Raw genomic sequence first — 24,036 nt, 5'->3', positions numbered from 1 at the left:
ACCTGAGTCTGCCGCAGCCATGCCGTCCGCCGCGCCGTCTGCCGCGCCGTCCGCCGCTCAGGCGGCGCCGTCGAGCAGCGCCGCGACGGCGTGGCGACCGATCGGCACCATGCGGGGGTGCAGCTCCGGGTGCGCGAGCATGTTCGTCGCGTAGAGCAACGCCCAGCCCGCGGCACGGGCCCATGTCGCGTCGTCCCAGCCGTGGCCGCCGTTCGCCCGGGCCTGGATCTCGGCCCGGCACCTGGCCCGGCCCTCGTCGTCGAAGCACAGCCACAGCGAGCCCAGGTCGGAGGCCGGGTCGCCGGACGTCACGTCGCCCCAGTCGGCGACGGCGGCCAGCCGGTCCGGCCCACCGCCCTCGCCGGGCGCCACCACGAGGTTGGCGGGGTGCGGGTCACCGTGCAGCCATCGCGGCGGGCCGTCGAACGCGGGGGCGTCCAGGGCGCGGTCCCAGACGCGACGCGCCGCGGCGCGGACGTCCGGCGGGACGGCCGCCAGCCGCTCGTCGAGGGCGGCGGGCTCGCGCGCCTCGGCGCGCTCGTGCAGCGGGACGCCGCGCACCGGGTTGGGCGGCGCGTCGTCGGGTGCGGGGGAGTGCACCGCGGCCAGCAGGCGGCCGAACGTGCCCGCCCAGGAGGTGCGCGCGGCCACGGGCGTCGCCTCCGCGCTCACGCCGTCCGCCCACGGCACGACGTTCCAGGGCCACGGGTAGCCCAGCGCAGCGCTCGGCCGCCCGACGCGGACCGGCACGGGCACGACGACGTCGGGCACCGCCGACCGCAGCCGGCCGGCCAGGGCGGGCAGCGCCTGCTGCTCGTGCTCGACGAGGGGCGCCGCCAGCGCGCGGCGCGGCAGCCGCACGGCCAGGTCGTCGCCGAGCCGCACCATGACGTTGTCCCAGCCGTGCGCGGCGATCTCCAGCGGGTGCTCGGCCAGGTCGGGGTGCTGCTCGGCGAGCAGCCCACGGGTCAGCGGGACGTCGACGTCGATCTCGGCGGCAGGCACCAGGACATCGTCCCAGGCGATCGGGGCCGACGACGTCGCACGGGCCGGCGGGGCGGGCGGGTCACAGCTCGCGCTCGCGCCCGCGGTCCCACGGCTCCGTCCAGCCCAGGCGGTCGAAGGCGGCGTCGAGGATGCCGGCGGTGAACCCCCACACCAGGTGCGGAACGCCGTCGCCGTCGAGCACCTCGAACCCCGGCCCGCGCCAGGTGCGGCCGGCGCGCCGCAGCACGGTCGTGACGCGGTGGTCGGGGTCGAGCAGGTCGGCCACGGGGGCGCGGAAGACGTGCGCGGACTCCCCGACGTCCACCACGCGCACCGGGGTGGGGCGGGCCCACCACCCGAGGACCGGCGTGACCAGGTGGTTGCTCACGGGCATCGGCAGCTGCGCCAGCGTGCCGAGCACCTCGACGCCGTCCGCGTCGAGCCCGGTCTCCTCGACCGCCTCGCGCAGAGCGGCGTCGACCGGCGTCTCGCCGTCCTCGGCCCGCCCGCCGGGGAACGCGACCTGCCCGGCGTGCGAGCGCAGGGTCGCCGCCCGCTCCAGGAGCAGCACGTCGAGGTCGTGCGCGACGGCGAGGGCCTGGGCGTCGTGGTCGGCGGCGAGGTCGTCCAGCACCCCGAAGAGCACGAGGACGGCCGCGGGGCGCGCGGACGCGGCGTCCAGGTCGCCCCGCGCGAGCCCCCAGTCCGACAGGAATCGGCGGTCCGCCGCCAGCGCCGCGAGCTGGGCGCGCGCCGCAGCCGTCCCCGTGCTCACGCCCGGGTCACCAGCTCGTCGCGACCGGCATGCCCTCGGCGTAGCCGGCCGCGGACTGCACGCCCACCAGCGCACGCTCGTGGAACTCCCCGAGCGTGCGGGCACCGGCGTAGGTGCAGCTGGAGCGCAGGCCGGAGGTGATCTCGTCCAGCAGGTCCTCGACGCCCGGGCGCAGCGGGTCGAGGTACATCTTGCCGGTGGAGATGCCCTCCTCGTACAGGGCCTTGCGCGCACGGCCGAACGCGGAGCCCGCCCCGGCGGTCCGGGCGGCCACGGCGCGCGCGGACGCCATGCCGAACGAGTCCTTGTAGAGGCGGCCGGTGCCGTCGTCGTGCAGGTCGCCGGGGGACTCGTACGTGCCGGCGAACCACGAGCCGATCATCACCTGCGAGGCGCCCGCGGCCAGCGCCAGCGCGACGTCGCGCGGGTGGCGCACGCCGCCGTCGGCCCACACGTGCTTGCCGAGCTCGCGCGCGGCGGCCGCGCACTCGAGCACGGCGGAGAACTGCGGCCGCCCCACGGCGGTCTGCATGCGCGTGGTGCACATGGCGCCCGGCCCGACGCCGACCTTGAGGATGTCCGCGCCGGCGGAGACGAGGTCGCGCACGCCGGCGGCGGTCACGACGTTGCCCGCCACGACCGGCACCTGCGGGTCGACGGAGCGCACGGCCTCGAGGGCCTGCAGCATCTTCGTCTGGTGGCCGTGCGCCGTGTCGACGACGAGGACGTCCACGCCCGCGTCGAGCAGCTCGCGGGTCTTGGCCGCGACGTCGCCGTTGATGCCGACGGCCGCGCCGATGCGCAGGCGGCCGGCGGCGTCGAGCGCGGGCCGGTACACCGACGAGCGCACCGCACCCTTGCGCGTGAGGACGCCCGCGAGGACGCCGTCGCGCACCACGGGCGCGAGGTGGATCTTGGCGGCGTGCATGCGCTCGAACGTGGCCTCGAGGCCCTCGGCGTCGATCGCGGCGGCGTCGAGCATGACCACGTCGTCCGACATCACCTGGTGCACCTGTGCGAACCGGTCGACGGCGCCGCAGTCGCCCTCGGTGACGACGCCGACGGGCTTGCCGTCCGCCACCACGACCGCGGCGCCGTGCGCGCGCTTGCCCAGCAGCGTCAGCACCGTGGAGACGGTGTCCGTGGGCGCCACGACGACGGGCGTCTCGATGACGGGGTCCTTGGACTTCACGTCGGCCACGACGTCGGCCACGACGTCGACCGGGATGTCCTGCGGGATGATCGCGACGCCGCCGCGGCGGGCGACCGTCTCGGACATCCGGCGTCCGGCGACGGCGGTCATGTTCGCCACGACGACCGGGATCGTCGTCCCCGTACCGTCGTCGGTCGAGAGGTCGACGTCGAAACGGCTGGTCACGTCCGAGCGGGACGGGACCATGAAGACGTCGCCGTAGGTGAGGTCGGTGGTGGGCTGCTGCCCGTCGAGAAAGCGCACAGGTGTCCCCTGAGAGGTGTGTCGGGAGAGGACGAGCTTCCTGGGTCGTCCCTCTGCCGAACGCTCGCCGGCGGTCACGTGTTCCCGTCGGCCAGGGTCGAAACTACCCTCTACCGCGCCCGCACGTGCCGGGGCGCGGTCCGCGGGACGTCCCGGACCACCGGGCGGGACCGCCTAGAGTGGTGTGGTTATGAACGGGGAGGAACGCATGAGCCTGCTGAGCAGCATCGGCTCGCCCGAGGACGTCCGCCGGCTCTCGCCGGAGCAGACGACGCAGCTCGCGGCGGAGATCCGGGCCTTCCTGGTCGACCAGGTGTCGCGGACCGGCGGGCACCTGGGGCCGAACCTGGGCGTCGTCGAGCTGACGATCGCGCTGCACCGCGTCTTCGCCTCCCCGCGGGACACCCTCGTGTTCGACACGGGCCACCAGGCGTACGTGCACAAGCTCCTCACCGGCCGCCAGGACTTCTCCGCGCTGCGCAAGGCCGACGGGCTGTCCGGCTACCCCTCGCGCGCCGAGTCCGAGCACGACGTCGTCGAGAACTCGCACGCGTCCACGGCGTTGTCGTGGGCGGACGGCGTCGCCAAGGCGAACGCCGTGCAGGGCCACCCCGAGCGGCACGTGGCGGCCGTCATCGGCGACGGCGCGCTCACCGGCGGCATGGCCTGGGAGGCGCTGAACAACATCGCGGCCTCGCAGGAGCGCCGCCTCGTGATCGTCGTCAACGACAACGGCCGCTCGTACTCGCCGACGATCGGCGGCGTGGCGAACCACCTCGACACCCTGCGGACCACGCGCGGGTACGAGGCCTTCCTGTCGTGGGGCAAGCGGACCCTGCACCGCACGGGCGCGCCCGGGCGGTTCGCCTACGACTGGCTGCACGGGCTGAAGAAGGGCCTCAAGGACGTCGTCGCGCCGCAGGGCATGTTCGAGGACCTCGGGCTGAAGTACGTCGGACCGGTCGACGGGCACGACGTCGCCGCGATGGAGCACGCGCTGCGCCGGGCCAAGGCGTACGGCGGCCCCGTGATCGTGCACGCCATCACCGAGAAGGGCCGTGGCTACACCCCGGCCGAGCAGGACGTCGCCGACCGCTTCCACGCCGTCGGGCGGATCCACCCCGAGACGGGCCTGCCGGTCGCGCCGTCGCGGTTCGGCTGGACCTCGGTGTTCGCCGACGAGATCGTGCAGATCGGCCGCGACCGGCCCGAAGTCGTCGCGATCACCGCGGCGATGCTGCATCCCGTGGGCCTCGCCCCCTTCGCGCAGGAGTTCCCGGACCGCACCTTCGACGTCGGGATCGCGGAGCAGCACGCGGCGACGTCGGCGGCGGGCATGGCGTTCGCCGGGCTGCACCCCGTCGTCGCGCTCTACGCCACGTTCCTCAACCGCGCCTTCGACCAGGTGCTCATGGACGCCGCCCTGCACAAGGCCGGCGTGACGTTCGTGCTGGACCGCGCCGGCATCACCGGCGACGACGGCGCCAGCCACAACGGCATGTGGGACATGGCGATGCTGCGCATCGTGCCCGGCCTGCGGCTGGCGGCGCCCCGCGACGAGCCCACCCTGCGCGCGGCCCTGCGCGCGGCGGTGGACGTCGACGACGCGCCGACGGTCGTGCGCTACCCCAAGAGCGCGCTCGTCGACGCGATCCCGGCGCTCGAGGAGCTCGACGGCGTGGATGTCGTCGCGCGCCACACCCCGGGCGCGGGCGCCGCGACCTCGGACGCCAAGGTGCTCGTGGTCGGCGTCGGCTCGATGGTCCCCGCGGCGCTCGCGGCGGGCGAGTCGCTGGCCGCGCACGGCCTGGCGGTCGACGTCGTCGCGCCCACCTGGGTGCTGCCGGTGCCGGAGGCGCTCGTGAAGCTCGCCGGCGAACACGACCTCGTCGTGACGATCGAGGACGGCGTCGTCGACGGCGGCGTCGGCGCCACGACCGCCCAGCGGGCGGGGGAGCAGGGCGTGCGCACGCCGTTCGTGCACCTCGGCCTGCCCACGGCGTTCCTGGACCACGCCAGCCGCGACCAGATCATCGGTCAGCAGCGGATGCGGGCCGAGGACGCCGTCCGCGACGCGCTCGCGGCGCTCGCCCGCGACTGACGAACCTCGGACGACCGGGCGGTCCCGCGCTGCGGGGGGCTAGCCTCCCGGCATGATCTGGCTCTTCGACCTCGACAACACCCTCGTGGGGCGGGACGACGCGTTCGCCTCCTGGGCGGCCGCCGCCGTCGCGGACGCGGGCGGGACGGACGCGGACCTGGCGGCGATCGTCGCGGCGGACGAGGGCGGGTTCTCGTCCAAGTCCGCCCTCGCGCGGGTGATCGTCGACAGGCTCGGCTGGGCCGACGACGTGCCTGCCGCGATCGAGCGGTTCCGCGTCGGGATCCGGGAGCGCGTGCGCCCGTACGACGGCGTGCTGCGCTCGCTCGACGGGCTCCGCGGTTCCGGGCACCAGGTCGCCGTGGTGACGAACGGCGACCCCGTCCAGCAGCGCGGCAAGATCGCGCGGTGCGGCATCGAGGCGCACGTGGACGCGATCGTCGTCTCCGGGGAGGAGGGCGTGGCCAAGCCCGACCCTCGGATCGTCGAGATCGCGTTGGAGCGGCTGGGCGCCGCCGACGTCGACCGGCGCGACGTCTGGATGATCGGCGACGCCGGGCACGCCGACGTCGCTGTCGGCAGGGCCGCCGGAACCCGTACGGCGTGGGTGTCGCACGGCCGGTCGTGGGACGGCCCGGACCGGCCCGACGTCGTCGCGCCGACGACCCGCGAGGCGATCGCCCTCGCCGCTGCGGTGCCGGGCGTCGTCCTGGGCTGACCTCGGAGGGTGTCTGCGACGTCACAGCGCCTCGACCTGTCTTGTGAAGACTTTCACGAATAGGATGTGGTCAGACCTCAGAAGGAGGGGGCTCCTATGACCACCGACGCGGCACCCACGACGACCACCGCCTGGACGGGTTTCACCCCGGGACCCTGGTGCGACGGCATCGACGTGCGCGACTTCATCCAGCGCAACTACACCCCGTACACGGGCGACGACGCGTTCCTCGCGGGACCCACGGCGCGCACCACCGCGGTGTGGGAGAAGCTCTCGGCGATGTTCCCGGCCGAGCGCGAGAAGGGTGTCTACGACGTCGACCCGCAGACCCCGGCGGCCATCACCGCCCACGGGCCGGGTTATGTCGACCGCGACGCCGAGCTGATCGTCGGCCTCCAGACCGACGCCCCGCTCAAGCGCGCGATCATGCCGAACGGCGGCTGGCGCATGGTCGAGGGCGCGCTGAAGACGTACGGCTACCCGGTCGACGAGAACCTGAGGAAGGTCTTCACCGAGTACCGCAAGACGCACAACCAGGGCGTCTTCGACGTCTACCCTCCGAACGTCCGCGCTGCCCGCAGCTCGCACGTCATCACCGGGCTGCCCGACGCCTACGGCCGCGGCCGCATCATCGGCGACTACCGCCGCGTGGCCCTGTACGGCGTCGACCAGCTGGTCGCGGCGAAGAAGGTCGACAAGCTCGGCCTCGACGTCCAGCCGTTCAGCGAGGCCGTGGCGCGCGAGCGTGAGGAGCACGCGGAGCAGATCCGCGCGCTCGGCGAGCTCAAGGAGATGGCCGCGTCCTACGGGTACGACATCTCCGTTCCGGCGACGACGGCGCGCGAGGCCGTGCAATGGCTCTACTTCGGATACCTCGCCGCGGTGAAGGAGCAGAACGGCGCCGCGATGTCGCTGGGACGCACGTCGACCTTCCTCGACGTCTACATCGAGCGCGACCTGGCCGCCGGGCGCCTCACCGAGACCGAGGCGCAGGAGATCGTCGACGACTTCGTCATCAAGCTCCGGATCGTGCGCTTCCTGCGCACCCCCGAGTACGACGCCCTGTTCTCCGGCGACCCGACCTGGGTCACCGAGACCATCGGCGGCATGGGCGAGGACGGCCGCCCGCTCGTCACGAAGAACTCGTTCCGCTTCCTGCAGACCCTGTACAACCTGGGCCCGGCGCCCGAGCCGAACATGACGGTCTTCTGGAGCCCGCGGCTGCCCGAGGGGTTCAAGGAGTTCTGCGCCAAGGTGTCGATCGACACGTCCGCGGTCCAGTACGAGTCGGACGAGCAGATCCGCCCCGCATGGGGCGACGACGCGGCCATCGCGTGCTGCGTCTCGCCGATGGCGGTCGGCAAGCAGATGCAGTTCTTCGGCGCCCGCGTGAACCTCGCCAAGGCGCTGCTGTACGCGATCAACGGCGGCAAGGACGAGGTCACGGGCACCCAGGTCTCGCCCGCGTTCCCCGCCGTCACCCCGGGCCTGCCGCTGGACTACGACGACGTGCGCGCCCGCTTCGACCGCACCATGGACTGGCTCGCCGAGACGTACGTCGAGGCGCTGAACTGCATCCACTGGTCGCACGACAAGTACGCGTACGAGCGGCTCGAGATGGCCCTGCACGACAAGGACGTGCTGCGCACGATGGCCTGCGGCATCGCCGGCCTGTCGGTCGCGGCGGACTCGCTGTCGGCCATCCGGTACGCCACCGTCATCCCCGTGGTCGACGAGCGCGGCATCGTGGTCGACTACGAGACCGAGGGCGACTGGCCCGCCTACGGCAACGACGACGACCGCGTCGACGCCATCGCCGTCGAGCTGGTCGAGACGTTCATGGCGAAGATCCGCAGCCACCGCACGTACCGCGACGCCGTGCCCACCCAGTCGGTGCTGACGATCACGTCCAACGTGGTCTACGGCAAGGCCACCGGGAACACCCCGGACGGCCGGCGGGCCGGCGAGCCCTTCTCGCCCGGCGCGAACCCGATGAACGGTCGTGACACGCACGGCATGCTCGCCTCCGCGCTGTCGGTGGCGAAGCTGCCCTACGCCGAGGCGCAGGACGGGATCTCGCTGACCAACACCGTCGTGCCGTCCGGCCTCGGCCGGACGCGCGAGGAGCAGGTGGCGAACCTCGCCGGGCTGCTCGACGCCTCGGTGGGTGCCGACGGCTACCACATGAACGTCAACGTCCTCGTCCGCGAGACGCTCGAGGACGCGATGGAGCACCCGGAGAAGTACCCGCAGCTCACGATCCGCGTCTCCGGCTACGCGGTGAACTTCGTGCGGCTGACCCGCGAGCAGCAGCTCGACGTGCTGTCGCGGACCTTCCACGGTGCGGTCTGAGCGATGACCACCATGACTGCCGGCCCGGTGCTGCTGGACGCCCCCTCCCCGCGCCGGGCCGGCGCCGGACCCCAGGGCCTGGCGCCCGTGGCCGTGGACCGTGCCGAGCGCCTGGCGCTGATGCGCTCGGGCGAGCTCGGGTCCGTGCACTCCTGGGAGCTCGTCACCGCGGTGGACGGGCCGGGGACCCGGCTCACCGTCTTCCTCAGCGGCTGCCCCCTGCGGTGCCTGTACTGCCACAACCCCGACACGCTCGCGATGAAGGACGGCGAGCCCGTGCGCGCCGAGGACCTGCTGGCCCGCGTCGCGCGCTACCGGGGCATCTTCTCCGCCACGGGCGGTGGCCTCACCCTCTCGGGCGGCGAGGTGCTCATGCAGCCGGCGTTCGCCGCGCGGATCCTGCGGGGTGCGAAAGAGCTCGGGGTGCACACCACCCTCGACACCTCCGGCTTCCTCGGGGCGAACGCGACCGACGCGATGCTCGACGACACCGACCTGGTGCTCCTCGACATCAAGGCCGGCGACGAGGAGACCTACCGCCGCGTCACCGGGCGCTCGCTGGCCCCCACGCTGACGTTCGGCCGCCGCCTCGCCGAGCGCGGCGTCAAGGTCTGGGTGCGGTTCGTGCTGGTGCCCGGTCTCACCGACGACCCGGAGAACGTCGCCGCCGTCGCGCGGCACGCCGCCGACGTCGAGGCCGTGCGCCCCGGCACGGTGGAGCGGGTCGAGGTGCTGCCGTTCCACCAGATGGCCCGCGACAAGTGGGCCGAGCTCGGCCGTACCTACGAGCTCGAGGGCACCGAGCCGCCGACGCCCGAGGCGACCGAGGCCGTGCGCGACGTCTTCCGCTCCCACGGGCTCACGACGTACTGAGTCGCTAGCGTGGTCGCATGACGACGACCGACCGCGGGGACGAGGGCGCCCCGCTGCTGCCCCTCGACGAGACCTGGGCGACGGCGCTCGCGGTGGTGGCGCACCCCGACGACATGGAGTTCGGCGCCGCGGCGGCCGTCGCGCGCTGGACGGGCCAGGGCAAGCGGGTCGCCTACGCCATGGTGACCAGCGGCGAGGCCGGGATCGACGGCATGCACCCCGACGAGGCGCGCCGCGTGCGGGAGGCCGAGCAGATCGCCTCCGCACGCGCCGTCGGCGTCGAGGAGGTGGAGTTCCTCGGCTTCGCGGACGGGGTGATCGAGTACGGCCTGCCGCTGCGCCGGGCGATCGCGGGCGCGGTGCGCCGGCACCGGCCCGAGGTCGTCATCACCGGCAACTACCGCGAGACGTTCCCCGGCGGGATGCTCAACCAGGCCGACCACATCGCGACCGGGCGCGCCGTCGTCGACGCCGTGCGCGACGCCGGCAACCGGTGGGTCTTCACCGACCAGCTGGAGGCCGAGGGCCTGGAGCCGTGGGGCGGCGTGCGCCAGGTGTGGGTCGCCGGGTCGCCCGACGCGGGGCACGCGGTGGACGTCACCGCCACCTTCGACGCGGGCGTCGCGTCCCTGCGGGCCCACGCCGCCTACCTCGACGGTCTCGGGTGGGAGCACTTCGACCCGGCGGAGTTCCTCGCCCGGATGACGTCGGCCACCGGGCCACGCCTGGGAGTCACCCACGCGACGCCCTTCGAGGTGCTGCGGATGGGCTGGGACGACTGACGGACCCCGCCCCAGGCCGCGGTGCGTGTCGTTCAGGCGTGCGTCGCGGCCACGGCGCGGTCGACGACGACGCGGAGGTCGCCGTCACCGGCGGCCTGCCACGCGCGCTGGCGGGTCGCGCCGTCACCGGACGCCCAGAGCCGGCCGAGCAGGTCGGTGACGGCGCCCAGGTCGCCGGCGTCGACCAGCGCGTCGCGCACGTGCGCCACGAGCTGCCCGACGACGTCGTGCGCGCCGGCGGGCCGCCACGTGAGCGGCGACAGCAGGTCGTCCGAGAGGCCGGACCGCCCGGCGCGCCAGGCGGCCGTGCGCAGCAGCTCCGTGCGCAGCACCGGCGCGGGCAGGCCGTCCGCCGCCTCCCTCGCGGCCGTCTCGACCAGGCCCCGGGCGAGGGCACCCAGGAGGGTGGCGGTGTCCGCGTCGAGGCACACGTCGGCGATACGGACCTCGACCGTCGGGTAGCGCGACGAGAGGCGGGCGTCGAAGTACACCATGTTCTGGTCGAGGATCGTGCCGGTCGCGACGAGGTCGTCGACGGCCTGGTGATACGCCTCCGGGGAGCCGAACGACCGCGCCGGGCCCGACGTGGGCCAGCGTGCCCAGACCTGTGAGCGATAGCTCGCGAACCCCGAGTCCTCGCCCTGCCAGAACGGCGAGTTGGCGCTGAGGGCCAGCAGCACGGACAGCCAGGGCCCGATCCGGTCCAGCACGGCGACGCCCTCCGCGTCGTCGGCCACGGCGACGTGCACGTGGCAGCCGCTGGTGAGCTGCTCGCGGGCCGTGAGGCCGAACTTGGCCCGCGCCTCCAGGTACCGCAGGCGGGCCACCGTCGTGCCCTCGAAGGGCCAGGGCGAGGTGGCCAGGGCGGCGACGCGGGCGTCGACCCGGTCGGCCGCCGACTGGGCCCGCTCGCGCCCGGCACGGATCTCGGCGGCGAGGTCGGACAGGTCGCGGCGCGGGTGCGTCGCCGTCTCGAGCTGCTCCTCCATGAACTCGGCCTCGAGCGCCCCGCCGCCGGTCCGCGTCGGCGGCGCGGCCGGGTGCACGTCCCCGTCGACGCCTCCGCCCGCGTCGTCGGACGCGTCCAGCGCCTCCGACGCCTTGGCGACCGGTCGTCCGTCCTCGCCGACGAGGAGGAACTCCTCCTCGACACCCATGGTCCGCTTCATGCGGGGCAGTCTCACACGCGTGCACGGTCGTCGCGCTCTTCCGCGCTCCCGCGAGTCGAGGCGGGCGAGGACGTCCCGAGCGCTGAGGTCTACCCTCCCTCCTACCGAGGCCGTCGTACCGCCCCCGGACACCAGGGGCGCGGCGCCGCGGCCGGTCGCGAAGGAGCACCGGGATGACGGTGAGAGGCAAGGACTTCGACGGAGCGCTCGACCGCGCCGCGCACCACGCGCGGGCGTGGCTCGACGACGTGGGGGAACGGCCGGTCCCGCCGCGCGCCGACGCGGACGCGGTCGCGCGCACGCTCGCCGGGCCGTTGCCCGATCACGGACTCGCGCCGGCGGACGTGGTCGACGAGCTCGCCTCCCGGGTCGAGCCCGGCCTGATGGCGATCGGGTCGGGCCGGTTCTTCGGCTGGGTCATGGGCGGCACGCTGCCCGCGGCGCTGGGCGCCGACTGGCTCGTGAGCGCCTGGGACCAGAACGCGGGGATGCGCTTCTCCACGCCGGGCGTCGTCGCGGTCGAGGAGGAGGCGGGACGGTGGGTGCTCGACGCTCTCGGCCTGCCCGCGGGCTCCGACGTGGGCTTCGTGACGGGAGCGACGACGGCGAACCTCACCGGGCTGGCCGCGGCGCGCGGGGCGGTGCTCGGCCGCGCCGGGTGGGACGTCCACGAGCGGGGCCTGACGGGCGGGCCGCCGGTGCGCGTGCTGGTGGGCGCCGAGCGGCACGACTCCGTCGACCTCGCCCTGCGCTACCTGGGGCTCGGCGCCCCGACGGTGGTGGCGGCCGACGACCAGGGCCGGTTGCGCACGGACGCGCTCGCCGCCGCGCTCGCCGACGGGACGCCCGGGGCACCGACGATCGTGGCCCTGCAGGCCGGCAACGTGCACTCCGGGTCCTTCGACCCCTTCGCCGAGGCGATCCCGCTGGCGCACGCCCACGGCGCGTGGGTGCACGTCGACGGCGCGTTCGGCCTCTGGGCGGCCGCCGCACCGGGCCTCGCCGGCCTCGTGCGCGGGATCGAGGGCGCGGACTCCTGGGCGACCGACGCGCACAAGACGCTGAACGTGCCCTACGACTGCGGTGTCGCCGTCGTGGCCGATCCCGCCGCCGTCCGCGCCGCGTTCGGCGTGCACACGGCGTACCTCGTGGACGCCCCCGGACCCGGCAACCCCTATGACAAGGCGCCCGAGCTCTCCCGTCGCGCGCGTGGCGTGCCCACCTGGGCCGCGCTGCGCTCGCTGGGGCGGGAAGGACTGTCCGGGCTCGTCGGGGGCCTGGCGGAGCGCGCCCGGGCGATCGCCGAGGGGGTGGCGCGCATCGACGGCGTGCGGGTGGTCAACGACGTCGTCTACACCCAGGTGTGCCTCGCGCTCGGCGACGACGCCCTGACGCGCGCGGCCGGCGAGCGGCTCCTCGCCGACGGCGAGACGTGGATTTCCGGTTCCCGGTGGCACGGCCGGGACGTCCTGCGGGTCTCGGTGAGCAACTGGTCCACGGACGTGGACGACGTCGCCAGGACTGTCGAGGCGGTGCGGCGCGCCGTCCGGGACCGGGCGTAGGGCCCGCGGCCCGGGCTCCGTGACGCACCGGTGGCCCGGACCCCGCGAGGGGCCGGGCCACCGGTGCGTCATGAGCCGTGCGGCTCGGGTCTCCGAGGAGGGCGTGTCAGGCGACGGCCTCAGGGACGTTCGCGACGCCGTCGGGCAGGATCCGACGGCCCAGGACCTTCGCCGAGTAGCCGGCGCGGTCGAGGTACGGGGTGATGCCGCCCGTGTGGAAGCCCCAGCCGGCGCCGAGGATCATGCACAGGTCGATCTGCTGCGGTCCGGCGACCACGCCCTCGTCGAGCATGTGGCCCACCTCGACCGTCAGCGCGGTGAGGACGGAGTCGAGCACGCCGGCGGCGTCGAGCACCGGGGTGCCGTGGCGACCCTGCGCGCCCGCCGGGAGCGCCTCGCCGAACACGGCCTGGATCGCCGGGTCGACCGGCTTGGGCAGCCCGGGCGCCGGACGGTCCAGCACGACGCGCGTGCCGTCGGCGACGAGCTTCTCCAGGCCGGGGGAGGTCGGGAAGCGGTCGCCCAGGTCCTCGCGCAGCGAGGTGAGCACGTGCAGGCCGACGGCGGGCCCGACGAGGTCGAAGAGCTCGAACGTAGGCATCGGGAAGCCGAGCGGAGCGAGCGCCGTGTCGGCGACCTCGACGGACGTGCCGTTCTCGATCGCCTCGACGACCTTGCCCATGACGAGCACGAGGAGCCGGTTGACGACGAAGCCCGGACGGTCGGCGACGAGCACCGCCGTCTTGCGCAGCTTCTTCGTGATGGCGAAGGCCGTCGCGAGCGCCTCGTCGGAGGTCTCGGCGGCCTTGACCACCTCGACCAGCGGCATCTGCGCCACCGGGTTGAAGAAGTGGATGCCCACGACGCGCTCGGGGTGCGCCAGGTCCGCCGCCATCTCGGTGACGGACAGCGCGGAGGTGTTCGTCGCGAGGATCGTGTCCTCGGAGACGATGCCCTCGAGCTCGGCGAAGACCTTCTTCTTGAGGCCCATGACCTCGGTGACCGCCTCGATCACCACGTCGCACGTGGCGAACTCGCCGATGTCGGTGGTGCCGTGCACGCTCGCGACGATGCGCGCGGCCGCCTCCGGCGTCATCCGCCCGCGGCCGACGAGCTTCTCGACGGTGGAGCGGACGAAGCCGAGCCCCTTGTCCACGCGCTCGGAGTCGAGGTCGCGCATGACGACCGGCACGCCGAGGCGCTGCGCGACGAGCAGCGCGATCTGCGCGGCCATGAGGCCGGCGCCGACGATGCCGACCCGGGTCACGGGGCGGGCCAGGCTCTTGTCCGGGGCGCCGACGGGCTTCTTGCCGCCGGAGACGAGCTGGAAGGCGTAGACGCTCGCGCGCATCTCGTCGGACATGATGAGGTCGGCCAGCGCCTGGTCCTCGGCGGCGAAGGCTTCCTCGCGGGTGGCGTTGCGGGCCCCGGCGAGCAGGTCCAGGGCACGGTACGGAGCGGGGCGCGAGCCCGCGACGACGGCGTCGAGCCGCTGGCGGGTGGCCGCGACGACGGCGTCCCACACCGGCTGCGGGTCGAGCTCGCGGCGGGGCACCTCGACCTCGCCGCGCAGCACGCGCGACGCCCACAGGATCGACTGCTCGAGGAAGTCGGCCGCCTCGAAGAGCTGGTCCACCAGGCCGAGCTTCGCCGCCTCGGCCGCCTTGAACGGCTTCTGCGCGGCAGGCCGCGTGAGGATGACGTCGACGGCCTTCTCGATGCCCACGAGGCGCGGCACGAGGTAGGCGCCGCCCCAGCCCGGGATGAGGCCGAGGCCGGTCTCCGGCAGGCCGAGGGCGGGGGCGTCGGAGGACACCGTGCGGTAGTCGCAGTTGAGCGCGACCTCGAGCCCGCCACCCAGGGCGAGCCCGTTGACGAACGCGAAGGTGGGCACGCCCATGGTGTGCAGCAGCTCGTAGGCGGCGTGGCCGGAGCGGCCGAGCTCGAGCGCCTGCTCGTGCGAGGTGACGGTGGAGACCTGCAGCAGGTCGGCGCCAGCGGCGAGGAAGTACGGCTTGCCGGTGACGGCGACGGCGGCGATCTCGCCGCGGCTCGCGCGCTCCTGCAGCGCGGTGAGCGCCGCGGTCAGCTCGGCCATGCCCTCGGGGCCGAGCGTGTTGGGCTTGGTGTGGTCGAGGCCGTTGTCGAGGGTGACGAGCGCGAGGGTGCCCGCGCCGCCCGGGAGCTCGACGTCCCGGACGAGGGAGTGCGTGACGCGCTCGGCGCGGACGCCGGAGGTGTTCTCGGTCATCAGGTCAGTTCTCCTCGTCCGTCGCGGTGCTGGTGCTCGTGTGGCCGGAGTAGTCGGCGTGGTGCGGGTTCTCCCAGATCACGGTGCCGCCCTGGCCCAGGCCCACGCACATGGTCGTGATGCCGTACCGGACCTCGGGGTGCTTCGCGAACTGGTGCGCGAGCTGCGTCATCAGGCGCACGCCCGAGCTGGCCAGCGGGTGGCCCATGGCGATGGCGCCGCCGTAGGGGTTGACACGCTCGTCGTCGTCCGCGATGCCGTAGTGGTCGAGGAAGCTCAGCACCTGCACGGCGAAGGCCTCGTTGATCTCGAACAGGCCGATGTCCTCGATCGTGAGGCCGGCCTGGGCGAGCGCCTTGTCGGTGGCCGGTACCGGGCCGTAGCCCATGATCGACGGGTCGACGCCGGCGAACGCGGAGGACACCAGGCGCATCGCGACCGGCAGGCCCAGCTCGGCGGCGGTGTCGCCCGAGGAGAGCAGCGCGGCGGTGGCGCCGTCGGTCAGCGGGGAGGCGTTGCCCGCGGTGACGCGGCCGCCGGGGCGGAACGGTGTCTTGAGGTGGGCGATGCCCTCGACGGTGGTGCCGGGTCGCGGCAGCTCGTCGGCGGTGGCGAGGCCCCAGCCCTGCTCGGTGGAGCGGACGGCGACGGGGACGAGCTCCGGCCCGACGTCGCCGTTGGCCAGCGCCTTGGCGTACTTGGCCTGGCTGTTCACGGCGTAGGCGTCCGCGCGCTCCTTGGTGAGGTGCGGGAACCTGTCGTGCAGGTTCTCGGCCGTGACGCCCATGTTGAGCGCCTCGGGGTCCACGAGCCGCTCGGACAGGAAGCGCGGGTTCGGGTCGGCGTCGAAGCCCATCGGGTGGCGGCCCATGTGCTCCACGCCGCCCGCGATCACGACGTCGGCGCTGCCGGTCGCGATGCCCGCGGCGGTGGTCGTGACGGCCGTCATCGCGCCCGCGCACATGCGGTCGATGGCGAAGCCGGGAACGGTCTGGGGGAGGCCGGCGAGCATCCCCACGGTGCGGCCCAGGGTCAGGCCCTGGTCGCCCTGCTGGGTGGTGGCGGCGATGGCCACCTCGTCCACGCGCTCGCCCGGCAGCTCGGGGTGACGGCGCAGCAGCTCGCGGACGGCCTTGACGACGAGGTCGTCGGCGCGGGTCTCCGCGTAGAGGCCGTCGGGCCGGGCCTTGCCGAAGGGCGTGCGCACGCCCTCGACGAAGACGACGTCGCGCAGCGCGCGGCGGGCCGGGTTCCGTGTGGTCATGGAAGCTCCATCCGCAGGCGGGGGGGTCGGGACTTCGGCGTCCGACGAGCGACGCCGCTCTCGGGCGGCGACCCGGTGGGGCCGGCGCCGAGGTACACGCTACCGCGAGTACCGGAAACCAGGATAGACCACTCTGAGACCCCGTCTCACCGGAACTGTCAGGGCCAGGAGCACGAATACCTGCGTGTGGTCCTGACAGGTCGGGGTCAGGCGAGGGTGGAGAACGCGTCCTCGAGCGGGGTCGCGACGAGCTCGACCTGCCACGGGCGGGCGCCGCGGCCGCGCAGGAACTCGGCGATCTCGGCCGCGTGGGCCGGGTCCGGCGGCGTCCAGCACAGGCGGCGCAGGGCGTCCGGCTGCAGGAGGTTCTCGACCGGCACGTGCAGGTCGCCGGACATGGTGGCGAGGACCTCGCGGGCGGTCGTGAGCCGGCGGGCTGCGACGGGGTCTCGGTCGGCCCAGGTGCGCGGCTGGGGCGGGCCGTCGCTGCGGGGGCCGCGCTGGCTCGGCAGCCGGTCGTCCGGCAGGGCGAGCGCCTCGTCGATCGCCCGCTGCCACGCCGGCGCGCGGCGTCGCGTGGCCTTCCCCGCGAACTCCGGCAGGGCGGTGAGCTGCGGCACGGTGCGCGGCAGCGCCCGGGCGGCCGCGACGATCGCGCGGTCCGGCAGCACCCGGCCGGGGGAGACGTCGCGGGCCCGGGCGCTGGCGTCGCGCGCCTGCCAGAGGCTGCGCACGACGGCGAGCTGGCGCCGGTCGCGCAGCGTGTGCGTGCCCGACGTGCGCCGCCACGGGTCGACGCGCGGCGCCGGCGGCGGCGCGGTGCGCTCGGCCTCGAACTCCTGGGCCGCCCACTCGGCCTTGCCGTCCGCCTCGAGCCGCTCCGCCAGGCGGTCGCGCAGGTCCACCAGCACCTCGACGTCGAGCGCGGCGTAGCGCAGCCAGTCCTCCGGGAGGGGTCGCGTGGACCAGTCCACGGCGGAGTGCTCCTTCGCCAGGCCCAGTCCGAGCAGCTCCGCGACGACGGCGGCCAGGCCCACGCGCTCCAGGCCCAGCAGGCGCGCGGCGAGCTCGGTGTCGAAGACCCGGGTCGGGCGCAGGCCGTGCTCGGCGAGCCCGGGGAGGTCCTGGGACGCCGCGTGCAGCACCCACTCGGCGTCGCCCACGGCGTCGCCGATCGCCGACAGGTCGGGCAGCGCGACCGGGTCGAGCAGCGCCGTGCCGGCGCCCTCGCGTCGCAGCTGCACGAGGTAGGTGGCCTGGCCGTAGCGGTAGCCCGACGCGCGCTCCGCGTCGGCGGCGACGGGGCCGGTGCCGGCCGCGAACCGCTCGACCACGCGGTCGAGGGCGGCCGGGGTGTCGACGACGCGCCCGACGCCGTCCGCGGGCTCGGTGAGCGGGACGACGTCGGTGGCGGTCGGGGGGACTGCTGAGCTCATGGCCCCACGGTATGCGGTCGTGACCCGGGGCGCGGGTGCCCCCGGCCGCCCGAGCGGGCGGCGAGCGAGGCGACGCCGTCCGGCAGCGGGGGCAGGCCGCCGGCGGTCGCCATGAGGTCGCCCCAGACGGCGAGGTGCACGCCGAGGTCCGTGTCGGTGGGCGTCCAGGACGCGCGGATCTCGAGGTCCACGGCGTCGGGGGTGGCGTCGAGCGCGCCGAAGCTCTGGGAGAGGACGCGGGTCACGGTGCCGCCGATCGCCAGGGCGTCGACGCCCGCGGCGGCGAGCGACTCCGTCACCCAGGTCCACGCGACGTCGGCCAGCAGGGGGTCGGCGGCGAGCTCGGGCTCGAGCGAGGCGCGCACCAGCGTCACCACCCGGAAGGTGCCCTGCCAGGTCTCCTGGCCGTCCGGGTCGTGCAGGACGACGAACCGCCCCGTGGCGACCTCCTGGCCGCCGGGCTCGGCGACCTCGCCCTCGAGGGCGACCGAGTACGGGGCCACGCGCGTGGGACCCGGGATCTCCGCCAGGTGCACCTCGCCGCGCAGCCGCCGCTCGCGCAGGGAGGCCAGCGCGGCCGCGAAGGGGGCGGGCACCTGCCTGGGATCCCGAGGGTCCCGCGTCGAGTCGCCCGAGCGATCACCGGTCACGCCAGCCACCGTACGGCGCCCCGCGGCCGGGGTGGCGAAACGACGCACCGGGGCGCAGGTCGTGTCCGGATCGTGATGGTCCGTACACCTCGGTCGCCGCGCCGACTACGCTGGTCCCGGCTCCCGGGCGGGGAGCGCGTGCGCCAGTCGCCGCCCCCGGCCGCCCGACCCGAACCGAGAACCGACGGAAGCAGGGAAACGATGACAGCTCGTGCCCAGATCGGCGTGACCGGCCTTGCGGTGATGGGCCGCAACCTCGCCCGCAACTTCGCGCGGCACGGCTACACGGTGGCGGTGCACAACCGGTCGTACGCCAAGACCCAGTCGCTGATCGCCGACGCCGGGCACGAGGGCGACTTCGTCCCGTCCGAGTCGATGGCCGACTTCGTCGCCTCCCTGGAGCGGCCCCGCAAGGTCGTCATCATGGTGAAGGCGGGTGCGGCCACCGACGCCGTCATCGACGAGCTGGTGCCGCTGCTGGAGGAGGGGGACATCGTCGTCGACGCCGGCAACGCCCACTTCCCCGACACCATCCGGCGCGAGAAGGCGCTCAGCGCGAAGGGCCTGCACTTCGTGGGCACCGGCGTCTCGGGCGGCGAGGAGGGCGCGCTCAACGGCCCGTCGATCATGCCCGGCGGCACCCGCGAGTCCTACGCGAGCCTCGGCCCGATCCTCGAGGAGATCTCGGCGAAGGTCGACGGCACGCCGTGCTGCACCTACGTCGGCCCCGACGGCGCCGGCCACTTCGTCAAGATGGTGCACAACGGCATCGAGTACGCCGACATGCAGCTCATCGCCGAGGCCTACGACCTGCTCAAGCAAGGGCTCGGGGCCTCCGCCGCGGAGATCGGGCAGATCTTCGCCGAGTGGAACACCGGCGACCTCGAGTCGTTCCTCATCGAGATCACCGCGGACGTGCTGCAGCACGTCGACGCGGCCACCGGCAGCGCGTTCGTCGACATCGTCCTCGACCAGGCCGAGCAGAAGGGCACCGGCCGCTGGACGGTGCAGAACGGCCTCGACCTGGGCGTGCCGATCACCGGCATCGCCGAGGCGACGTTCGCCCGCGCGCTGTCCGGCTCCGTGCCGCAGCGTGAGGCCGGTCGTGCCGCGCTGCCCGCCGACGCCGGCACCTGGGAGGTCGCCGACCGGGACGCCTTCATCGAGGACGTGCGCCTCGCGCTGTACGCGTCGAAGGTGGTCGCGTACTCGCAGGGCTTCGACCAGATCGCCGCCGCCTCCGCCGAGTACGGCTGGGACATCGACCGCGGTGCCATGGCCCGCATCTGGCGCGGCGGCTGCATCATCCGCGCTCGCTTCCTCAACCGCATCACCGAGGCGTACGAGCGGGACGCCGCGCTGCCGCTGCTGCTCGCGGACGAGTACTTCACGAACGCCGTGGGGAACGGCCTCGCCGCCTGGCGTCGGGTCGTGTCGCAGGCCGCCCTCAACGGCGTGCCCACGCCGGCGTTCTCGTCGTCGCTGGCCTACTACGACGGCGTCCGCGCCGAGCGGCTGCCCGCCGCGCTCATTCAGGCGCAGCGTGACTTCTTCGGTGCGCACACCTACCGTCGCACCGACCGCGAGGGCACCTTCCACACCGAGTGGTCGGCCGACCGCTCCGAGCAGGAGGCATGAGCGCACCCGTGAGCACCACCAGCACCGGGGGCACGGCCGCGGGCGCGCAGCCCGGGTTCCAGCCCGTCATCGTCGGGTCGGACATCGGGGTGTACGCCCTGGCCCGCTCGTTCCACGAGCGGTACGGCGTGCGCACCACCGTCGTCGCCTTCGCCGAGCCGGGCCCGATCGCGCACTCCCAGATCATCGACACCGAACTGTCCGGCACCGCGCCCGAGCAGATCGTCGCGGCGCTGCAGGACGTCGCGGGCCGGCTGGCGGCCCCCGGCCGTAGCCTCGTGCTCCTCACCAACATGGACTGGGTGGTGCGCGTCCTCGTGCACCACCGCGCGGAGCTCGAGGCCGCCGGCTACCTCGTGCCGTTCTCGGACGCCGCGCTCATCGACCGGATCTCCGACAAGGCGGAGTTCCAGGAGGTGTGCGCCGAGCTCGGCATCCCGACGCCGGCCACGGTCATCCAGGACTTCTCGCGCGCGGCGGAGGCCGGCTGGGAGCCGCTGCCCGTGGGCTTCGACTTCCCGGTCATCGCGAAGCCCGCGAGCAGCGCCGACTACCACGACGTGCAGTTCGCCGGGAAGAAGAAGATCTACGAGATCGCGACGCCGGCCGAGCTGGACCGGCTGATGATCTCGCTGCGCGAGGCGGGCTTCCGCGGCCGCTTCCTGGTGCAGGAGAACATCCCCGGCGACGACACGCGCATGCGGTCGGTCACGGCCTACGCCGACTCGAGCGGCCGGGTCACGCTGCGCTCCTCGGCGCAGGTGCTCCTCGAGGAGCGCACGCCGGCCGCCCGGGGCAACCCGTCGGCCATGATCGTGGAGCCGATCCCCGAGATCCTCGACGCCGCGCAGCGGATCCTCGAGCACACGGGCTGGCGCGGGTTCGCGAACTTCGACGTCAAGCTCGACCCGCGCGACGGCGTGTTCAAGTTCTTCGAGCAGAACCCGCGCATCGGGCGGAACAACTACTACCTCACCGCGGGCGGGCAGAACCCGACCGAGGCGCTGGTGGACGACGTCGTGCACGGCGTGCGCCGCGAGCCGGTGACGGCGGACCGCGAGGTCCTGTACGCCGTCGTGCCGAAGCGCCTGCTGCGCGCGTACGTCCTGGATCCCGAGCTGCACGCCCGCGTCGTGCGGCTGCAGCGTTCGGGGCGCACGGTGCACCCGCTGCGCTACAAGGCGGACGCCTCGCCCCGGCGCAGGCTGTACGTGCTCACGGCGATGCTCAACCACGTGCGCAAGTACCGGCAGTTCTACCCGATCGAGGCGCTGCGCCGGAACTATGCCGCCAACACGGCGGTCGACACCGCGGCCGGTGCGACGGCCGTGACGAAGGAGGCCTCGTGACGCAGACCCCGCAGCGGCGGCTGCAGCCCGTCGTCCTCGGCGGCGACATCGGCGCGTACAGCCTGGCCCGGGCGTTCCACGAGGCGTACGGCGTGCGCTCGGTGGTCGTGTCCGGCGCCTCCACGGGCCTGGTGCGGCACTCCCGCATCCTCACGCACGTGGCGGAACCCCGGATCGACGACCCCGAGGCGATCGTGGCGCGTCTGCGCCGCATCGCGGACGAGCACACCGACGCCGACCTGGTCGTCGTGGGCTCCGCCGACTGGCTGGTGCGGATGCTGGTGCAGCACCGCGACCGCCTCGAGGACCGCTATCTGGTGCCCTACGTGGGCGAGGAGCTGCTGCTGCGGCTCACCGACAAGGAGGAGTTCGGGGCGCTGTGCGCCGAGCTCGGCCTCGCCCACCCGACGACGGTCGTGCACGACGTGGCGTCGGGCACCGAGCCGGACACCAGCGGCCTCACGTTCCCGGTCATCGCCAAGGCGGCCAGCACCGCGGCCTACCACGACGTCGAGTTCGCGGGGAAGAAGAAGGTCTTCCTCGTGGACACGCGGGCCGAGCTGCTCGACCTGCTCGGGCGGGTGAAGGACGCCGGGTACGTCGGCTCGTTCGTCGTGCAGGACTACATCCCGGGCGACGACTCCGGCATGCGGATCCTCACCTGCTACAGCGACGCGCAGGGCAAGGTGCGGTTCTCCTCCTTCGGGCACGTGCTGCTCGAGGAGCACGCCCCCGGGGCGCTCGGCAACCCGGCCGCGATCGTGACGGGCACCCAGCCCGAGGTCGTGGAGCAGGCGCGCCGCCTGCTCGAGCACGTCGGCTGGACCGGCGTCGCGAACTTCGACCTCAAGTACGACCCGCGTGACGGGCGGTACGTGTTCTTCGAGCTCAACCCGCGCCTGGGCCGCTCGAACTACTACGTCACGTCGACGGGCGCGAACCCGGTGAAGTTCTACGTGCACGAGCACCTGCGCGGGCTCGACCCCGACCCGCGTGCGGTGCTCGGTCCGGACGTGCCGCTCTCCGGCGACGGCGAGGTCACCACCGAGCACCTGTACACGGTGCTCCCCGGTGCCCTGCTGCGCCGGTACGTCGCGGACCCCGTGATCCGGTCCCGGACGCGCCGGCTGCAGCTCACGCGCCGCGCGTCCAACCCGCTCTGGTACCGCAAGGAGTGGGACCCGCGCCGGGTCGCGTACCTGCTGGTGGCGCAGCTCAACCAGTTCCGCAAGTACGCCCGGCACTACCCGGTGGCGCAGTCGCGCGCCCTGGCCTGGACCGGGCCGGCCGCGCGCGGCACCCGGGAGGGCGCGTGAGCGCGGAGGCCGAGCACGGCGCCGACGGGGCGGTCGAGGACCGGCCCGTCGGCGTCATCGGCGGCGTGGGCCCGCTGGCCACGGCCTACTTCCTGCAGCGGGTGGTGCAGCGCACCGACGCCGAGCGCGACCAGGACCACGTGGACCTCGTGGTGCTCAACCACGCGACCATCCCGGACCGCACGGACTTCGTGCTCGGGCGGTCGCCCGCCGACCCGGGGCCCGTGCTCGCGCGCGACGCGCGGCGCCTGCAGGACTTCGGCGTGCAGTTCCTCGTCATGCCGTGCAACACCGCGCACTACTTCACCCAGCAGGTGCTCGACGCCGTCACGGTGCCGTTCGTCTCGATCATCGACGTGACGGTCGCGGCGGCGCGCGAGCGGGTGCCCGGCCTGCGCCGCGTCGGCCTGCTCGCCACCGCGGGCACGGTCGCGTCCCAGGTGTACGACGACGCGTTCGCCGCCCACGGGATCGACGTCGTCGTCCCCGACGCCGCGGACCAGGACGTCGTGAACACGGTGATCTACGACCAGGTCAAGGCCGGCCGGCCGGCCGACCCCGACGCCCTGCGCGCCGTCGCCGCCCGGCTCGTGGAGCGCGGCGCGTCCGTCGTCGTGCTCGGCTGCACGGAGCTGTCCGTCGCCGCGGTCGACCACGACCTGCTGGACGAGGAGCCCTTCCTCGACTCCATGGACGAGCTGGTGCGCGCGACGATCACCGGTGCCGGGCACCGCGTGCGCTGACGCTCCGCACGCCGCACGACACGCACGAGGGCCCCGTCCGCCGGACGGGGCCCTCGTGCGTGTCAGGGGTCGGAGGCGACCGGGCTCAGTCGCCGATCTCGCTGGTCCCGGCGTAGAGGTGCAGCACGGGGACCCGCAGGTGCTCGCGGGCGCGGGACGCCCAGTCGGAGCGGAAGGTGTCGGCGACCACGTGCGGGTAGGTGACCACGACGACGTCCTGCACCCCGTCCGGGCCGCCCTGGGCGGCGACGGCGGCGCTCAGCGCGGGCAGCGGGTCCTCCTCGGTGACCGTGCCCTCGGCGTTCGCTCCGGCGGCCCGCAACGCCGCGAGCGACCGCTCGAGGCGCTCGGCGGCGGTCACCTTCGCCTGCTCGGGCGTGGGCTCCTTGCCCACCAGGTCCTGCCCGGCCTCGCGCAGCTCACCGACCCACAGGTGGTCGATGATCGCGGCCACCACGTTGCGGTCGGTGTCCGAGGGGACGAGCACGCGGTAGCGCTCGGCCTGCTCGTCGTGCAGGGACAGGATGTGCGCCACGTCGGCGTCGGTGAGGGCGTCCTCGGTGAGGACGACGGTCGTCGGCATGCCAGCACCGTAGCCACCCCGCGCCGTCGAT

The 24,036-nt window shown here is 74.2% G+C and carries 19 protein-coding genes; 10 read left to right on the top strand and 9 right to left on the bottom strand.

All coding sequences use genetic code 11. The features are described from left to right. Window positions 1-57: 57 nt before the first annotated feature. The 3 genes from ACQP60_RS06910 to ACQP60_RS06900 form a co-directional block, all read right to left on the bottom strand. Entirely contained in the window at window positions 58-1,005 is a 948-nt protein-coding gene (locus ACQP60_RS06910; RefSeq protein WP_429729760.1) for an aminoglycoside phosphotransferase family protein, read from the bottom strand. A gap of 61 nt (window positions 1,006-1,066) precedes the next feature. Continuing rightward, entirely contained in the window at window positions 1,067-1,762 is a 696-nt protein-coding gene (locus ACQP60_RS06905) for an NUDIX hydrolase (RefSeq protein ID WP_429729757.1), read from the bottom strand. A gap of 7 nt (window positions 1,763-1,769) precedes the next feature. Next, on the bottom strand, window positions 1,770-3,218 hold the full coding sequence (locus ACQP60_RS06900; protein WP_429729754.1) for a GuaB1 family IMP dehydrogenase-related protein: 1,449 nt from the start codon (window positions 3,216-3,218) through the stop codon (window positions 1,770-1,772). 208 nt (window positions 3,219-3,426) lie between these two features. Between ACQP60_RS06900 and dxs the strand changes: the two genes are divergently transcribed. The 5 genes from dxs to ACQP60_RS06875 all read left to right on the top strand — a co-directional run bounded on the left by dxs (window position 3,427) and on the right by ACQP60_RS06875 (window position 10,044). Next, window positions 3,427-5,319, top strand: coding sequence for a 1-deoxy-D-xylulose-5-phosphate synthase (gene dxs / locus ACQP60_RS06895; RefSeq protein ID WP_429729751.1), 1,893 nt, complete (start codon window positions 3,427-3,429; stop codon window positions 5,317-5,319). Between the two features lie 52 nt (window positions 5,320-5,371). Then, entirely contained in the window at window positions 5,372-6,037 is a 666-nt protein-coding gene (locus tag ACQP60_RS06890) for an HAD family hydrolase (protein WP_429729748.1), read from the top strand. Between the two features lie 96 nt (window positions 6,038-6,133). After that, window positions 6,134-8,389 (top strand): formate C-acetyltransferase, encoded by a 2,256-nt coding sequence (gene pflB, locus ACQP60_RS06885; RefSeq protein WP_429729745.1) that lies wholly within the window; start codon window positions 6,134-6,136, stop codon window positions 8,387-8,389. Window positions 8,390-8,401: 12 nt separating this feature from the next. Then, window positions 8,402-9,262 carry a pyruvate formate-lyase-activating protein gene (pflA, locus tag ACQP60_RS06880; protein WP_429729992.1) on the top strand — a complete coding sequence of 287 codons (861 nt, stop codon included), beginning with the start codon at window positions 8,402-8,404 and terminating at the stop codon, window positions 9,260-9,262. Window positions 9,263-9,279: 17 nt separating this feature from the next. Further along, entirely contained in the window at window positions 9,280-10,044 is a 765-nt protein-coding gene (locus ACQP60_RS06875) for a PIG-L deacetylase family protein (protein WP_429729743.1), read from the top strand. A 32-nt stretch (window positions 10,045-10,076) separates the two neighbouring features. On the opposite strand, the gene ACQP60_RS06870 is transcribed toward ACQP60_RS06875, so the two are convergent. Continuing rightward, window positions 10,077-11,213 (bottom strand): carboxylate-amine ligase, encoded by a 1,137-nt coding sequence (locus tag ACQP60_RS06870; protein WP_429729740.1) that lies wholly within the window; start codon window positions 11,211-11,213, stop codon window positions 10,077-10,079. A 173-nt stretch (window positions 11,214-11,386) separates the two neighbouring features. Between ACQP60_RS06870 and ACQP60_RS06865 the strand changes: the two genes are divergently transcribed. After that, window positions 11,387-12,775, top strand: coding sequence for a pyridoxal phosphate-dependent decarboxylase family protein (locus tag ACQP60_RS06865; RefSeq protein ID WP_429729737.1), 1,389 nt, complete (start codon window positions 11,387-11,389; stop codon window positions 12,773-12,775). A gap of 106 nt (window positions 12,776-12,881) precedes the next feature. On the opposite strand, the gene ACQP60_RS06860 is transcribed toward ACQP60_RS06865, so the two are convergent. The 4 genes from ACQP60_RS06860 to ACQP60_RS06845 form a co-directional block, all read right to left on the bottom strand. Next, window positions 12,882-15,026 (bottom strand): 3-hydroxyacyl-CoA dehydrogenase NAD-binding domain-containing protein, encoded by a 2,145-nt coding sequence (locus ACQP60_RS06860; RefSeq protein WP_429729735.1) that lies wholly within the window; start codon window positions 15,024-15,026, stop codon window positions 12,882-12,884. Window positions 15,027-15,030: 4 nt separating this feature from the next. Continuing rightward, window positions 15,031-16,290 (bottom strand): thiolase family protein, encoded by a 1,260-nt coding sequence (locus ACQP60_RS06855; protein WP_429729732.1) that lies wholly within the window; start codon window positions 16,288-16,290, stop codon window positions 15,031-15,033. Between the two features lie 206 nt (window positions 16,291-16,496). Continuing rightward, entirely contained in the window at window positions 16,497-17,726 is a 1,230-nt protein-coding gene (locus ACQP60_RS06850) for an HRDC domain-containing protein (protein WP_429729728.1), read from the bottom strand. Beyond that, window positions 17,723-18,322, bottom strand: a complete 600-nt coding sequence (locus tag ACQP60_RS06845) for a DUF3000 domain-containing protein (protein WP_429729725.1) — start codon at window positions 18,320-18,322, stop codon at window positions 17,723-17,725. Before ACQP60_RS06845 ends, ACQP60_RS06850 begins: the two co-directional genes overlap by 4 nt. A gap of 255 nt (window positions 18,323-18,577) precedes the next feature. On the opposite strand from ACQP60_RS06845, the gene gndA reads away from it, so the two are divergent. The 4 genes from gndA to cuyB are packed head-to-tail and all read left to right on the top strand — an operon-like array spanning window position 18,578 to window position 23,422. Then, window positions 18,578-20,014: an NADP-dependent phosphogluconate dehydrogenase gene (gene gndA, locus ACQP60_RS06840; RefSeq protein ID WP_429729723.1), complete on the top strand. Its 1,437-nt coding sequence runs from the start codon at window positions 18,578-18,580 to the stop codon at window positions 20,012-20,014. Then, entirely contained in the window at window positions 20,011-21,363 is a 1,353-nt protein-coding gene (locus ACQP60_RS06835) for a carboxylate--amine ligase (protein WP_429729720.1), read from the top strand. Before gndA ends, ACQP60_RS06835 begins: the two co-directional genes overlap by 4 nt. Then, window positions 21,360-22,679 carry a carboxylate--amine ligase gene (locus tag ACQP60_RS06830; protein WP_429729717.1) on the top strand — a complete coding sequence of 440 codons (1,320 nt, stop codon included), beginning with the start codon at window positions 21,360-21,362 and terminating at the stop codon, window positions 22,677-22,679. The genes ACQP60_RS06835 and ACQP60_RS06830 overlap by 4 nt, the downstream gene beginning before the upstream one ends. Further along, window positions 22,676-23,422 (top strand): cysteate racemase, encoded by a 747-nt coding sequence (cuyB, locus tag ACQP60_RS06825; protein WP_429729714.1) that lies wholly within the window; start codon window positions 22,676-22,678, stop codon window positions 23,420-23,422. The genes ACQP60_RS06830 and cuyB overlap by 4 nt, the downstream gene beginning before the upstream one ends. Window positions 23,423-23,507: 85 nt before the next feature. On the opposite strand, the gene ACQP60_RS06820 is transcribed toward cuyB, so the two are convergent. After that, a complete protein-coding gene (locus ACQP60_RS06820; RefSeq protein WP_429729711.1) occupies window positions 23,508-24,005 on the bottom strand; it encodes a hypothetical protein in 498 nt (165 codons plus the stop codon). Window positions 24,006-24,036 lie beyond the last annotated feature (31 nt).

This window comes from Isoptericola variabilis, assembly GCF_050311655.1.
In the GTDB taxonomy this organism is placed as follows: Bacteria; Actinomycetota; Actinomycetes; order Actinomycetales; family Cellulomonadaceae; genus Isoptericola; species Isoptericola variabilis.
Note: the sequence above shows the minus strand (reverse complement) of the source record. Positions and strands in the feature narration are given on the sequence as shown.